At 65.2% G+C, this 12,086-nt stretch carries 17 protein-coding genes; 11 read left to right on the top strand and 6 right to left on the bottom strand.

The annotated features are described in order from the left end of the window. The first annotated feature begins 9 nt into the window (after window positions 1-9). The 9 genes from fliS to XH83_RS29320 all read left to right on the top strand — a co-directional run bounded on the left by fliS (window position 10) and on the right by XH83_RS29320 (window position 6,698). Window positions 10-438, top strand: coding sequence for a flagellar export chaperone FliS (gene fliS / locus XH83_RS29360; protein ID WP_194404106.1), 429 nt, complete (start codon window positions 10-12; stop codon window positions 436-438). Between the two features lie 166 nt (window positions 439-604). Continuing rightward, window positions 605-877, top strand: coding sequence for a hypothetical protein (locus XH83_RS29355; protein WP_194404105.1), 273 nt, complete (start codon window positions 605-607; stop codon window positions 875-877). A 37-nt stretch (window positions 878-914) separates the two neighbouring features. Next, window positions 915-1,073 carry a hypothetical protein gene (locus tag XH83_RS29350; RefSeq protein ID WP_194404104.1) on the top strand — a complete coding sequence of 53 codons (159 nt, stop codon included), beginning with the start codon at window positions 915-917 and terminating at the stop codon, window positions 1,071-1,073. A 170-nt stretch (window positions 1,074-1,243) separates the two neighbouring features. Next, window positions 1,244-1,909 (top strand): flagellar hook assembly protein FlgD, encoded by a 666-nt coding sequence (locus XH83_RS29345; protein WP_194404103.1) that lies wholly within the window; start codon window positions 1,244-1,246, stop codon window positions 1,907-1,909. A gap of 46 nt (window positions 1,910-1,955) precedes the next feature. Continuing rightward, complete coding sequence (gene flgE, locus XH83_RS29340; protein ID WP_194404102.1) at window positions 1,956-3,221, top strand: flagellar hook protein FlgE; 1,266 nt, start codon at window positions 1,956-1,958, stop codon at window positions 3,219-3,221. Between the two features lie 3 nt (window positions 3,222-3,224). After that, window positions 3,225-3,485, top strand: coding sequence for a hypothetical protein (locus XH83_RS29335; RefSeq protein WP_194404101.1), 261 nt, complete (start codon window positions 3,225-3,227; stop codon window positions 3,483-3,485). A 6-nt stretch (window positions 3,486-3,491) separates the two neighbouring features. Further along, window positions 3,492-3,977, top strand: a complete 486-nt coding sequence (locus XH83_RS29330) for a flagellar protein FlgN (RefSeq protein ID WP_246776347.1) — start codon at window positions 3,492-3,494, stop codon at window positions 3,975-3,977. An 18-nt stretch (window positions 3,978-3,995) separates the two neighbouring features. Further along, window positions 3,996-5,768 (top strand): flagellar hook-associated protein FlgK, encoded by a 1,773-nt coding sequence (flgK, locus tag XH83_RS29325; RefSeq protein ID WP_194404100.1) that lies wholly within the window; start codon window positions 3,996-3,998, stop codon window positions 5,766-5,768. Window positions 5,769-5,786: 18 nt separating this feature from the next. Then, window positions 5,787-6,698: a flagellin gene (locus XH83_RS29320; protein ID WP_194404099.1), complete on the top strand. Its 912-nt coding sequence runs from the start codon at window positions 5,787-5,789 to the stop codon at window positions 6,696-6,698. A 5-nt stretch (window positions 6,699-6,703) separates the two neighbouring features. Here XH83_RS29320 and XH83_RS29315 read toward each other — a convergent pair whose 3' ends face one another. From XH83_RS29315 to XH83_RS29305, 3 genes are all read right to left on the bottom strand, one after another. Further along, window positions 6,704-8,278 (bottom strand): AMP-binding protein, encoded by a 1,575-nt coding sequence (locus XH83_RS29315; RefSeq protein ID WP_194404098.1) that lies wholly within the window; start codon window positions 8,276-8,278, stop codon window positions 6,704-6,706. Between the two features lie 33 nt (window positions 8,279-8,311). Continuing rightward, on the bottom strand, window positions 8,312-8,947 hold the full coding sequence (gene upp / locus XH83_RS29310; RefSeq protein ID WP_106948511.1) for a uracil phosphoribosyltransferase: 636 nt from the start codon (window positions 8,945-8,947) through the stop codon (window positions 8,312-8,314). Window positions 8,948-9,016: 69 nt separating this feature from the next. Continuing rightward, window positions 9,017-9,757: a crotonase/enoyl-CoA hydratase family protein gene (locus XH83_RS29305; protein WP_194404097.1), complete on the bottom strand. Its 741-nt coding sequence runs from the start codon at window positions 9,755-9,757 to the stop codon at window positions 9,017-9,019. Between the two features lie 85 nt (window positions 9,758-9,842). Here XH83_RS29305 and XH83_RS29300 point away from each other — a divergent pair, with 85 nt between their 5' ends. Continuing rightward, window positions 9,843-10,424 carry a TetR/AcrR family transcriptional regulator gene (locus XH83_RS29300; protein ID WP_194404096.1) on the top strand — a complete coding sequence of 194 codons (582 nt, stop codon included), beginning with the start codon at window positions 9,843-9,845 and terminating at the stop codon, window positions 10,422-10,424. On the opposite strand, the gene XH83_RS40265 is transcribed toward XH83_RS29300, so the two are convergent. The 3 genes from XH83_RS40265 to XH83_RS29290 are packed head-to-tail and all read right to left on the bottom strand — an operon-like array spanning window position 10,421 to window position 11,248. Next, a complete protein-coding gene (locus XH83_RS40265) occupies window positions 10,421-10,549 on the bottom strand; it encodes a hypothetical protein (RefSeq protein WP_256438865.1) in 129 nt (42 codons plus the stop codon). The two genes, XH83_RS29300 and XH83_RS40265, sit on opposite strands and share 4 nt — an antisense overlap. A 15-nt stretch (window positions 10,550-10,564) precedes the next feature. After that, window positions 10,565-10,756, bottom strand: coding sequence for a hypothetical protein (locus XH83_RS29295; protein WP_194404095.1), 192 nt, complete (start codon window positions 10,754-10,756; stop codon window positions 10,565-10,567). A gap of 24 nt (window positions 10,757-10,780) precedes the next feature. Next, window positions 10,781-11,248: a hypothetical protein gene (locus XH83_RS29290; RefSeq protein WP_194404094.1), complete on the bottom strand. Its 468-nt coding sequence runs from the start codon at window positions 11,246-11,248 to the stop codon at window positions 10,781-10,783. A 652-nt stretch (window positions 11,249-11,900) separates the two neighbouring features. On the opposite strand from XH83_RS29290, the gene XH83_RS29285 reads away from it, so the two are divergent. Continuing rightward, entirely contained in the window at window positions 11,901-11,990 is a 90-nt protein-coding gene (locus XH83_RS29285) for a K(+)-transporting ATPase subunit F (protein WP_018641117.1), read from the top strand. Window positions 11,991-12,086 lie beyond the last annotated feature (96 nt).

Here is a 12,086-nt window from a genome sequence, read left to right as displayed (position 1 = left end):
GAGTGATCGATGATGCATAACCAGATGGCGTACATGGCCAACCAGGCCTATCGGGGCGCGGCAACGAGCGTGCCGCCGCTCAAGGCGATTTCGATGCTGCTGGGGGGAGCCATCAGCTTCCTGCAGAAATCGCTGGCCGCGCAGGAAGCGCGCCGCTTCGAGGAGGGGCACGAGCACCTGATGAGGGCGACCGCAATCCTGCGCGGACTGAGCCACAATCTCGACTTCGCCAAGGGCGGCGCGGTGGCGGAACAGGTGTTCCAGACCTATAACGCGATGATCCTGGCAAGCCTCAAGGCGTTCGGCCGTCCGCACGCGCGCGCGAGTTTCGCACGCATCATCGCGGGGCTCTCCGAGCTTCGGGAGGCCTGGGAATTCGTCGATGCCGCCTCGCGCAGCGGAGGCGCCGCGCCGGCCGACATGGCCCGCAGGGGCTGAACCGCTCCGGCCGATCCCGGTGCGCTTCTGCGATCATCCGGGCCGCCATTTGCGCCGTCGTCCGTAGTGCTGCGGGCGCTTTTGGCGCCGCAGTTCGCCGAAATCCGGTTTTCGCCGCGCCTGCAATGCTTTATGACAGGCCTGACCGAAGCAGGATCGGCAGGCGATGGACGTCACCGAGTTTGAGGAACTGATCGACCGGCTGGGCGAGGATCTTTCCCGCTGGCCCGAGGATCGGCGCGTGCCTGCGCAAGAGCTGTTGGCGCGATCGCCCGCGGCGCAGGCCCTGCTCGAAGAGGCGCGCACCTTGCGCAGCGCGCTTGCGGCGCCGACCGTCCGCGCGCCCGCAGGCCTCGCCGACCGCATCGTCGCCGCTGCTGCCAAGATGAAAGACGATACCGCCGAGCCCCGCACGGAAGGTGAGACGGCGGGGAGCTGACGCTTCTTACTGATACCGAACACCACGCGAGGTCGTCATGCCCGGGCTTGTCCCGGGCATCCACGTTCTCGTGCCGCGCGGCGACGCGTGGATGGCCCGGGATAAGCTCGGCCATGCCGTCGTGGAGGCGTTAATGCTCGTGCTCGCGAGCAAGCAAGTTGTGGTGCGGCCTCGTCGCAGCAACGGACCAATTTGATCATCGCATTCCAGCGCGCGTACACGGCAGATTTTGCCGCGTCGAAAGCGGTTTTCGCGCAGCTAAATCCGCGCCTGAATCCGCGCGCCCACCCGTTTCATCAGCACACAGATTTCAAGCGTACCGGCCGGCATCTGGTCGCCGGCAGCGCGGGAAAGCCGGAGTTTCTGATGACCGTTTCCGCCGTGAGTTCCGCAACGACTGCGACCACCACGACATCGTCGTCGAGCGCGTCGTCCTCGTCGTCGCTGACGTCCAGCGACTTCCTCAGTCTGCTGGTCAGCGAGCTTCAGAACCAGGATCCGTTGAACGCGACCTCGACCACCGACTTCATCAATCAGCTCACCTCCTACGCCAATTTCACCCAGCAGCAGTCCATCAATTCCAACATGTCGTCGCTGGCGAGTTCGTTCTCGAGCCTCGTGACGCTGAACTCGGTGAACTATATCGGCCACACCGTGGAGGCGAAGACCGATACCTCGACACTCAGCAACGGTTCGGCGAGCTTCGGCTACTCGCTGTCCTCGGCTGCATCTGATGTTTCGATCAGCATCTCGGACTCCTCGGGTAACGTCGTCTACACCGGCACGGGGACGGGCAATTCCGGCTCCAACAGCTTCACCTGGGACGGCAAGGATTCCAGCGGCAACCAGCTCTCCGATGGCGGCCAGTATACCATCTCGGTGACCGCGACCGACTCCGCAGGCAACTCGGTGCTCAACTACACGACCGTCACCGGCACGGTGACCGGCATCGACACCTCGACCTCGACGCCCTCGCTCACGGTGAACGGTATTGCCGTCAGCGCCGCGAACATCCTGGGCGTCACGTCTTGATCCCAAGTTCCTGTCTTAACGTTCCCGATTTCCTCGGAGTTTCATCATGAGTCTCACCGGCGCATTGTCCTCGGCGATCTCGGCGCTCAGCGCCCAGAGCCAATCCCTGTCGATGATCAGCGACAACATCGCCAATTCCGACACGACCGGCTACAAGACGACGTCGGCCATGTTCGACGCGCTGGTGACGGCCTCCAGCAACACGACATCCTACGCCTCGGGCGGCGTCACCGTTTCGGGGCGCGCCAACATCACCCAGCAAGGCCTGCTCGCGGCGACCTCCAACGCCACCGACGTCGCGATCCAGGGCTCGGGCTTCTTCGTGGTGACCGACGCCACGTCCGGCGGCACAGTCGCCTATACCCGCAACGGCGCCTTCTCGATCAACAATGCCGGCTATCTCGAGAGCAACGGCTATTACCTCGAGGGCTGGCGTACCGACGCGGACGGCAACGTCGTCGGCAGTGAATCGGCGAGCAATCTCGGGGCGATCAACACCCAGGTCGCATCGACCAGCGGCAGCGCCACCACCAAGACCACGATCGCGGCGAACCTGCCGTCGGATGCCGCAACCGGCGATACCTACACCAGCTCGATGACGGTCTACGATTCGCTCGGCGCCGCAAACACGATGCAGATCACCTGGAGCAAGACCGGCACCAACACCTGGAGTGCCAGCTTTGCCAATCCGACGTCGGCCTCGGACACGACGACTGCGACGGGCACGGCCTCGGGCACCATCGACATCACCTTCAACAGCGACGGATCGCTCGCCAGCACGAGCCCGGATCCCGCGACAATTGCCGTGACGGGCTGGACCGATGGCGCCGCCGACAGCACGATCACGCTCGATCTCGGCACCGTCGGAGGCACCGACGGCCTGACCCAATACGCTTCCGGCGAGACCACGCCTGACGTTAACGTCACCAGTATCGATTCGGACGGTCTGTCCTATGGCAAGCTGTCCAGCATCTCGATCGGCAAGAACGGCGTCGTCGACGCCACCTATTCCAACGGCGAGACCATCGCGATCTACAAAATCGCGGTCGCGACCTTCGCCGATCCCAACGGACTGGCCGCTTCCAGCAACGGCATTTATTCGGCGACCGTGACATCGGGCAACGCCGCGTTACAGGCCTCAGGCGAGAACGGCGCGGGCACGGTCTACGGCAGCGAGCTGGAGTCGTCGACCACCGACACCTCCAGCCAATTCTCGAGCATGATTTCGGCGCAACAGGCCTATTCCGCAGCGTCGCAAGTGATCTCCACCGTCAACAAGATGTACGACACGCTGATCTCGGCGATGAGGTGAGCGATGCAGGGCGAAAGCGCGAGTGCTGCCGGAGAAGCGCTGCTGCGCCGGCTGCGGCGGTTGGTGGCGCGGGCCGCGACGGTCGGGAGCGGTGATCGCAAGCAGTTGCTCGCGCTCCTCGACGATTTCGAGATGGTTCGCCGCGGCCTTCTGCGCGAATGCGCTGAGATCGAAGGGCAGATGAAACAGGCAACCGCCAGGACGACCGCGATCGGCGCTTATTTGCGCAGTTCACAAGCCGGCCGCGGCAAGCCGCACAATTAGAGGGCGATGACGATGACCCTAGCCCAAGCCGAAAGCAAAGCCAAAAATCAGGCCTACAGCCAGTCCGCGGGGATGAGCGATGCCCGGATCAAGTCGCTGATCACGCTGATCGATACGCTGACCGCGCTGGTCGCGACGGAGAATGCAGAGCTCGCCAAGGGCCTGCCCGCCTCGCGCCTGAAGCAGGTCGACGAGAAGAACCGGCTGGCAGAGATGTTCGAGCGCACGGTGGCGGAATGCGCGGCGGGCAACACCAGCCTGAACGTCAGGGACCGCATCCTGCGCGAGCAGCTCCTGGAGCGGATCCTGAATCTGCGTGCGGCGATGGATGAGAACCTGCTCCGCCTGCGCGCGGCGATCGAGGCCAGCAACCGACGGATCGAGGCGGTCATGCAGGCGATCCGCGAGCAGATCTCGGCGGTGTCGCCCTATGGCGCCTCCGGCCGGCTCGCCGCGCGCGCGGTTTCCAGCGGCACCAGCCGCAGCGCCTGACCAGCCGAGGAGGCCGCCATGTCACTCGATATCGCGCGATCCATCGCCTTCAGCGGGCTCTCGGCCACGTCCGTGCAGATCAGCGTGACGTCGTCGAACATCTCGAACGCCGACACGACCGGCTATACCGCGAAGGCCGCGAACCAGTCGAGCAGCGTGACCAATGGCGTCGGCACCGGCGTCACGGTGACGGGCATCACCTCGACCGTCGACAAGCTGTTGCTGAAATCGCTGATCGCCGCGACCTCGGAGCTCGGATCGGCGGACACCACGAATACCTACCTGACGTCGCTTGGAAAGCTCTACGGATCGACCAGCAACACCGACTCATCGTCAACAGGGACCTCGCTCGCCAACAGCATCGCCTCGCTGGAATCGGCGCTGGCGTCGCTGGCGAGTTCGCCGGGCAGCGCCTCTCTGCAATCCAATGTGGTCAGCGCACTCGATGATGTCGCCAGTCAGTTGCGGGAGACCTCGAGCAGCATCCAGAAGCTCCGCGCCGGCGCCGACCAGGACATCGCGTCCGCGATCGATGACGTCAATACCGACCTGCAGCAGATCGCGGATCTGAACGCAGAGATCAAGCAGACGGCGGCGGCGGGCCAGTCGACCGCGGACCTCGAGGACCAGCGCAACACCGCGCTGCAGGACCTCGCCTCGAAGATGAACGTCAATTACTTCACTGCGTCGAACGGCGATATTCAGATCTACACCAAGTCCGGCCAGGCGCTGGTCGACAGCTCCGCGCATGAGATCAGCTATACGGCCGCTTCCAACGTGACGGCATCGACAACCTACACCGCCGGTTCCTCGTCGAGCGGCTTCAGTGCGATCATGGTGAACGGTGTCGACATCACCTCGCAGATATCGGATGGAGACATCGGCGCGCTCATCACGCTGCGCGACAAGACGCTCCCGGACGCGCAGTCCCAGCTGGACCAGCTTGCCCAGCAGCTCGCTTCAGTGATGAACAGTGTCTCGAACAGCGCATCCGCAGTGCCGGCGCCGACCAGCCTCACCGGTACGGCCAGCGTCACCAGCGGCACGGCGCTGTCCGCCTCGGGCACGGTACGCCTTGCCGTCACCGACCAGGGCGGCAATCTGGTCTCGTACGGCGATCTCGACCTGTCGTCCTATTCCACGGTCGGCGACCTCGTCACCGCCATCAACGGCATTTCCGGATTGTCGGCCTCGATCGATGCGGACGGCCATCTCTCGATCGCGGCGACCGGCTCGGGCAACGGTGTCGCCATCAACCAGATGACGAGCTCGGTCGGCAGCGCGGGGGAGGGGTTTTCGGAGTATTTCGGCCTCAACGACCTCATGACGGGAACGAGCGCGGCGGATATCGCGGTCAACAGCAAGATCCTGTCCGGGGTGAACGAGATTCAGCTCGCGACGCTGGATTCCTCGTCGAGCCTGACCGTCGGCAGCAGCGTGCTGTCGTCCGGTTCGACCAGCGTGGTCAACGCCTTCCACGACGCGCTGACGGAATCCCGGACCTTCGCATCCACCGGCGGCCTTGCGGCCACCACCGGCTCCCTGGCCGACTATGCCTCGGCCATCGTGTCCGACGTCGCCAGCAAGGCGTCGCGGGCGTCTGACACTTACACGGCAAAGGAAACCGCGCAGTCGACCTATGCCAACTCGTTGTCCTCGCAATCCGGCGTCAACCTGGACGAGGAATCCGCCAAGCTCAGCACGCTTCAGAACAAATACACCGCAGCGTCCGCGCTGATCCAGGCCGTCAACACCATGTATTCGGCGCTGCTGTCCGCCGTTCAATCGTAACAGCCCGGGGGCACGCTCATGGTCGCGATGCGGGTCGCCACCTTCGCGCAGTCGAACAGGATGATCGCCGACGCGATGCGCGTCGAGTCGGTGATGGCCAACAAGCAGATCCAGGAATCGACGGGGGTGATCTCGACCGATTTCGGCGGTTACGGCTCGGACGCGCAGCACGTCGTCAACCTCCAGGTCTCGGTCACGCGTGCACAGTCTTATGTCGACGCTGCGACGCTCGCCGACAGCAAGATCCAGGTGATGTATTCCGCCATCGGCTCCATGACCGACATCCTCACCCAGCTCCGTTCCCAGCTCAGCGCCGCTTCGACCGGCAGCTCGACCGAGACCAATTCGGTGATCACCACCGCCCAGCAGATGCTGCAGGAGATGGGCTCGCTGATGAACACGCAATATGACGGCCAGTATGTGTTCGCCGGCGGCAAGACCGATACGGCGCCGGTCGATCTCACGAGCTTCTCGTCCGGGACCGGTTCGACGACGACGGCCGACACCAGCTACTACGAGGGCGACGACGAGATCGCTTCGGTTCGGGTTGCATCGGATGAGACAGTGTCGTACGGCGTCACCGCCGACAATTCGGCGTTCGAGGAGGTCATGCGGGTCCTCAAATTCGTCGCGAACAGCTCCACGCTGTCGTCCTCGGACATTTCCAGCGCGCTCGATCTTGCCGGAACGGCGCTCGACGACACCGCGGCGGTGCAGGCTCGGCTCTCGAATGCGGCGTCCTCGATCGAGACGGCGAGTGCCCGCCAGGCCGACTACAAGAGCTATGCCGAAACGTTGTCGAATGACCTCACCGGCGTCGACGTCGCCGCCATCACGGCGCAGCTGTCGACCTACCAGGCACAGCTCACCGCGTCCTATTCGGCGCTGGCCAAGATCCTGAGCATCAATCTCGCGAGCTACCTGAAATAGCGCGGCTATTCGGCGGCGATCCGCTCCATCGCCATGGCGCGCAGCCTGGCGCGTTGGATCTTCACGCCGTTCGCGCTGTCGGTGACGGGAAAGGAATCCACGAGATAGATTCGCGCCGGCACCTTGTAGCCGGCGAGCCGCTGGCGCAGATGCGCGATCAACGTCTCCTGCATGGGCGGCTCCCTTGCAGGAATCACGAACGCGACACAGCGTGCCTGGCCCTTCAGATCGACTGCAACCACCTGCGCATCCGTCACGCCGGCACAGGATTTGAGTTCGTCCTCGATCTCGCCGGGCGCGACGAGGAAGCCGCCGAGCCGCATGGCATCGCCCGCGCGGGTCTCGTAGACGAAGGAGCCGTCGCCGCGCAGCCGGCCGATATCGCCGGTGCGGAAGAACCCGTCCGCGGTGATTGCGTCGCGCGTCGCCTCCAGATTGTTGAAATAGCCGAGGAAGCGCGACGGCGCGCTGATCTCGATCTCGCCGGACACGCCACTCGCTGCAAGCGCGCCGGTCTCGGTGTCACGTACACGCACGTGCGCGTCGGACGACATCGGCCAGCCGCCGCCCTCGATGCGGTCGGCGAAGGCATCACCAGGCCGCGCGATCGAGAACAACGCCTGGACCTCGCTCGAGCCGTAGAGGCCGAACAGCGGCAGGCCGCGTGCCTCGGCTTCCGCGGCAAGCTCGCGCCAACCGGGCTGGAAGGCGGCGAAGCCGCACGTTTCCAGATGCGGGAATGGACGCGGCGCATCGGTGAGGGCGAGAATGCGCCGGAACATCTCGTCGGAGCCGAAGGCGTGCGTGATCCCTTGCGTGCCGAGAATCTTCAGCGCCGGTGCCGCCTCGAAGGCGTCGAGCACATGAATGGTTGCACCGGCTGCGACGAAGCCGAGCAGGCTCGTCATGCCAAAGGTGCCGCAGAACGGCAGCATGGCCAGCAGCGCATGACGCTGCGGTGAGAGATTCAGGGCCTTGGCGACGGTGACGGCATGGCCCGCCAGTGTCCGCTGCGAATGCGCCACGAGCTTCGGTCCCTTGGTGGTGCCCGATGTCGTGTAGAGCAGCACCGGCAGGTCGATGTCGTCCTGGGCAGGGGGAGCGGGCGGATAGGATCCGTCGAAGGCATCGAAGCGCACACAGGGCCAATGCGCGGGGATCGCGTCCGCGCCGACCATTGCGAGCTTCCGCAGAGCGGGCAGCTCATCCCTGGCGATGCCGGCAAGGATTGCGGCAAAGTCGATCGAGCGGAATGCGGCCTCGACCACCATCAGCCTGGCGCCGGACAGCCGAAGCAGATGCGCGACTTCCGCACTGCGGTAACGCGTATTGACCGCGGCGACGATCGCACCACAGCGGGCGGCGGCGAACAGCAGCGCGAGCCACTCGATCCGGTTGACCAGCCAGACCGCGACCACGTCCCCCTTGCCGATGCCTTGCGCAGCGAGCCAGGCGGCGGTCTGCTCAACCTTCTCCGAGAACTGCGCGCGCGAGACCGGCGTGCCGTCGAAGACGAAGGCGGGGTCAGCGGCGGCCTCTGTCCGGATCAGCGATTGCAGCGAAAACGCATTGGTACTCATGGCAAGCGGAGTAACCCGATCGCTCAAATCTGTCTACTTGGTACCGAACATCCGGTCGCCGGCATCGCCCAGGCCCGGCACGATGTAGCCGTGATCGTTGAGCCGCTCGTCGATCGCGGCGGTCCAGATCGGCACATCAGGATGCTCGCTCTGGAATTGCGCGATGCCCTCGGGCGCCGCCAGAAGGCAGACGAAGCGGATGTCGCGGGCGCCGCGGGCCTTGAGCAGGGAGGCGCCGGCGCAGGCCGAATTGCCCGTCGCCAGCATCGGGTCCATCAGGATCACGGTGCGGTCGGACAGGTCCTGCGGCGCCTTGAAGTAATATTCCACGGCCTGCAATGTCTCGGGATCGCGGTAGAGCCCGATATGGGCGATGCGCGCGGAGGGCATCAGCGCCAGCATGCCATCGAGGAAACCGACGCCGGCGCGCAGGATCGGCGCCAGCGTGAGCTTCTTGCCGGCGATCTTGGGCGCCCGCATCGGCGCGATCGGTGTCTCGATCTCGACCAGCTCCAGCGGCAAATCGCGCGTAACCTCATAGGCGAGCAGCATCCCGATCTCGTTCAGGATCTCGCGGAAGCTCTTGGTCGAGCGATCCTTCTCCCGCATCAGGGAGAGCTTGTGCTGGACCAGGGGGTGGGCGACGACGTTGACATTGCCTGTGCTCATGAAACCGATCTACACGTTTCCCCCAAGTTGCGCCAGATCGCCGGGTCTTTTCCGAGGAGGCAGGTGGCTTCAACAGGGCACCGCCACGGCGCTGCGGGCGCGATTGCTCGCCGCGTAGGCAGCCATGGTCAACTCGCGGTCGATCGCCGCGCGCATCGCATCCATCGCGGGCTCGCGCAGGCGCTTCTTCGCGATCGCGTGCGACGGCCTGTGGATGGCGCGTAGCGCAGCGACGGTCTCCGCAAGGGCGGAGTCGATGGCTTCCGGCGGAACCACACGATCGAGCAAGCCTGCGGTCAGCGCATCCTCGGGCTCGTACATTTCACCCAGCGTGACGGTGCGGCTGAGCCAGGCCGGATGCAGGCGGCTGCGCGCCAGCTCGATGGCAAAGCTCGGCGGCGCGATGCCGATCGCGACCTCGTTCAGCCCCATGCGGTGCGGCCCGTGCGCACCCAGCCTGACATCGCAGGCGAGCAGCAGGAACGTTCCCATCGGGAAGGCATGGCCCTCCATCACGCCGATCACCGGGTGCGGATGAGACATCAGCCGCAGCGCCAGCTCGGCGCCGGCGCGGACCATCTCGAGACTCTTTGCGGCATCGCCCGAGGCGAACACCTTGAGATCGAAGCCGGCGGAGAAGATGCCGGGCCGTGCCGAGCGCAGCACCACGATCTCGGCTTCCTTTTCGGCCCGGTCGAAGGCGGCGCCGATCGCGGCCAGCATGCTGGTCGACATCACATTGACTTTGCCGTCGTCGAGCTCGATCCGCGCGACGCCATCGTTCACCTCGAAGCTCACTCCGACTGCCATTTGCCTCTCCCGTCATGGACTAGTCTTGACTGTCGGAGGCTGATGTAGACCAATCAATATAATTTCGTACGAGGGGGAAAGCGCCATGCCGGCCGTGCCGAAACACCGCCAGCCCATCATCAATGCCGCGCTGACGCTGTTCCGCCGCCAGGGCTTTGCCCGGACCGGCCTCAACGACATCGTCGAAGCCAGCGGGGCGCCCAAGGGATCGCTCTACCATTACTTTCCGGACGGAAAGTCCTCGATTGCGGTGGCGGCGGTGGAGGAGGCGGGCCGCCGCGTCGCGGCGACGGTCGCCAAGCTCGCGCAGGAATGCGGCTCGACCACCGACCTCTTGCGCGCCCACGCGCGACTGTTGGCAGGCTGGATGCAGGGCTCCGGCTTCCGCAACGGCTGCCCGATCACGACCGTGCTGCTCGAGCTTGCGCCGCGCGAACGGGCCGTCTCCGAGGCCGGTCGCAAGGCCTATGCGGCGCGGATATCGCTCCTGCGTGACAAGCTCGTCGCCGACGGGTTTGCCAGGTCGCGGGCGGAGACGCTTGCCGTGCTCTGCACGTCGGCGCTCCAGGGCGCGCTGATCCAGGCCCGCGTCGAGCGCAGCGGCCGGCCGATCGAGGCCACCGCGGCGGAATTGGCGCGGCTGATCGAAGCGGAACGGCGAAGCTAGACGCCGAGGCCGCGCGCCACCAGCGTGATCACGAGCGTCAGGATCGCCCCCCAGATCAGGCTCAGCGTCATGGTCAGGATGGTCACGGTGACCATCTGCTCCAGATTTCCCTTGAGGAACGGCATGCTGGTCGGTCCCCGTCAGGCATGGAGCTGCCAAAGATAGATGGCGGCCCTCAGCGCGATCAGGGCGGTGAGCACGCTGCCCATCGAGAGCACGGTCAGCACAGGCCGCGCGAGATGCTCGAGCTGGGCGCTGCGCACTTTCGATTGCGCGGGCCGGCGTTCAGCCCAGCGCGGCGGTTGTTCAGCGTGTTGTAGCAGCACCGGCATGTCCAGGGTCCCTCTGTCATAGCTTCAGCCGAAATTGTCGCAGGCGAGCGGCTCGTAAAGCCGATCCCGCAGGGGGCGAACGGAAGGAACGCTCGGCCGCGTCACCTCTGCGGCCAATGCCCGGACCTCGACCAAGGCCGACAGCAGAGCCAGCGACAGGTCGGCATGGCGGGCCTCGACCGCGGCGTCCAGCCAGTCCGGCAACTCGCGCTCGCGTGACAGCGCGCAATGCCACTCGCCCTCGTCATAGGCGAGGCGGCGGACGTGCCACATCGGCAGCTCGAGCTCCAGCAGAGCCAGCGCCCCGTCAGCCCAGGCCCCGGCATCGATCAGGCGCATGAGGCGTGTGATGCGTTCGCTTTGGCCGAGCGAGCGGACGCGCGGGCAGGCCTTGTCGATGATTTCGAGCATCAACGGGCGTGTCATCCCTGCGGCCGCGCGAAGGTGCTGGCTGAGCGAAGGTGGGTCGAGGCGTCGGAGAATGGCGATCATGTCTGACCTCCTGGAACTGGCGTCGGTCAGTCGGCCGGCACCGCCAAGATGGCCGGGGAGGGCATTTGAAAGCGAGATGGGGATCGGGGGCGAGATATAGGGATTTCATAAGTGAGCGGGTGGGACGTGAGGGGCGTCATCAACCGCTGTCGTCCCGTGAAGCCATAGCATGAGATGTGGGCTAGGGGGCACTGAGAGTTACCACGTCGTCATGGCCGGGCTTGCCCCGGCCATCCACGGCAGCGCGAAGAACGTGGATGCCCGGGACAAGCCTGGGCATGACGACCTTGGCTGAATGTTTATGCGATTGCCACGGCTTCGCGGGGAGCCAGCGGGACATTTGGCGAGATCGTGGCTCAATCGAGCCACCGCCCGGCCTTTATGAGATTCCTATAACGTCGCCATAGCCCTCATCTCGAAAACCTATGCCCGCGCTGGCACTTCAGCACGGTCGAAAGTCCCGGCAGCCACCGCGCAAATATCTTCCATCTTCTGCGCGCGGCCGTCGGGCCCCCGAGAAAGGTTGCGTCCGCTTGGGGCGCAACGAGGAGAATCCCATGATGGACATTCTGATGCTGGCGCTTGGCTTCGGCTTCTTTGCCCTTGCGATCGGCTACACCTACGCCTGCGAACGGCTGTGAGGGAGCGCACCATGATCTTCGATTATGCGCTCGCTGGTGCCGTCTCGTTCGGGCTGCTGGTCTATCTCACCTACGCGCTGCTGCGGCCCGAGCGGTTCTGACCCGTGCTGCTGATTGTCGAACTACTGCTGGCGGACGCCGTGCTCGTCGCCGGCCTGCTGGCGCTGCTGCTGCCGCTGCTGCGGCGGACACCAAGC

It is taken from the genome of Bradyrhizobium sp. CCBAU 53351, from assembly GCF_015291745.1.
Classification (GTDB): Bacteria; Pseudomonadota; Alphaproteobacteria; order Rhizobiales; family Xanthobacteraceae; genus Bradyrhizobium.
The sequence above is the reverse complement of the archived record's forward strand: the minus strand, read 5'-3'. Positions and strand labels throughout refer to the sequence as shown.

What these genes read in the sequence shown, in the direction of transcription:
- XH83_RS29295 (WP_194404095.1), bottom strand. Translation starts at nt 10,756, where the DNA reads ATGCCGGTGCTGCTACAACACGCTGAACAACCGCCGCGCTGGGCTGAA.
- XH83_RS29335 (WP_194404101.1), top strand. Translation starts at nt 3,225, where the DNA reads ATGCAGGGCGAAAGCGCGAGTGCTGCCGGAGAAGCGCTGCTGCGCCGG.
- XH83_RS29330 (WP_246776347.1), top strand. Translation starts at nt 3,492, where the DNA reads ATGACGATGACCCTAGCCCAAGCCGAAAGCAAAGCCAAAAATCAGGCC.
- XH83_RS40265 (WP_256438865.1), bottom strand. Translation starts at nt 10,549, where the DNA reads ATGCCGTTCCTCAAGGGAAATCTGGAGCAGATGGTCACCGTGACCATC.
- XH83_RS29350 (WP_194404104.1), top strand. Translation starts at nt 915, where the DNA reads ATGCCCGGGCTTGTCCCGGGCATCCACGTTCTCGTGCCGCGCGGCGAC.
- fliS (WP_194404106.1), top strand. Translation starts at nt 10, where the DNA reads ATGATGCATAACCAGATGGCGTACATGGCCAACCAGGCCTATCGGGGC.
- XH83_RS29300 (WP_194404096.1), top strand. Translation starts at nt 9,843, where the DNA reads ATGCCGGCCGTGCCGAAACACCGCCAGCCCATCATCAATGCCGCGCTG.
- XH83_RS29290 (WP_194404094.1), bottom strand. Translation starts at nt 11,248, where the DNA reads ATGATCGCCATTCTCCGACGCCTCGACCCACCTTCGCTCAGCCAGCAC.
- XH83_RS29315 (WP_194404098.1), bottom strand. Translation starts at nt 8,278, where the DNA reads ATGAGTACCAATGCGTTTTCGCTGCAATCGCTGATCCGGACAGAGGCC.
- XH83_RS29355 (WP_194404105.1), top strand. Translation starts at nt 605, where the DNA reads ATGGACGTCACCGAGTTTGAGGAACTGATCGACCGGCTGGGCGAGGAT.
- flgE (WP_194404102.1), top strand. Translation starts at nt 1,956, where the DNA reads ATGAGTCTCACCGGCGCATTGTCCTCGGCGATCTCGGCGCTCAGCGCC.
- upp (WP_106948511.1), bottom strand. Translation starts at nt 8,947, where the DNA reads ATGAGCACAGGCAATGTCAACGTCGTCGCCCACCCCCTGGTCCAGCAC.
- XH83_RS29320 (WP_194404099.1), top strand. Translation starts at nt 5,787, where the DNA reads ATGGTCGCGATGCGGGTCGCCACCTTCGCGCAGTCGAACAGGATGATC.
- XH83_RS29285 (WP_018641117.1), top strand. Translation starts at nt 11,901, where the DNA reads ATGATCTTCGATTATGCGCTCGCTGGTGCCGTCTCGTTCGGGCTGCTG.
- XH83_RS29345 (WP_194404103.1), top strand. Translation starts at nt 1,244, where the DNA reads ATGACCGTTTCCGCCGTGAGTTCCGCAACGACTGCGACCACCACGACA.
- flgK (WP_194404100.1), top strand. Translation starts at nt 3,996, where the DNA reads ATGTCACTCGATATCGCGCGATCCATCGCCTTCAGCGGGCTCTCGGCC.
- XH83_RS29305 (WP_194404097.1), bottom strand. Translation starts at nt 9,757, where the DNA reads ATGGCAGTCGGAGTGAGCTTCGAGGTGAACGATGGCGTCGCGCGGATC.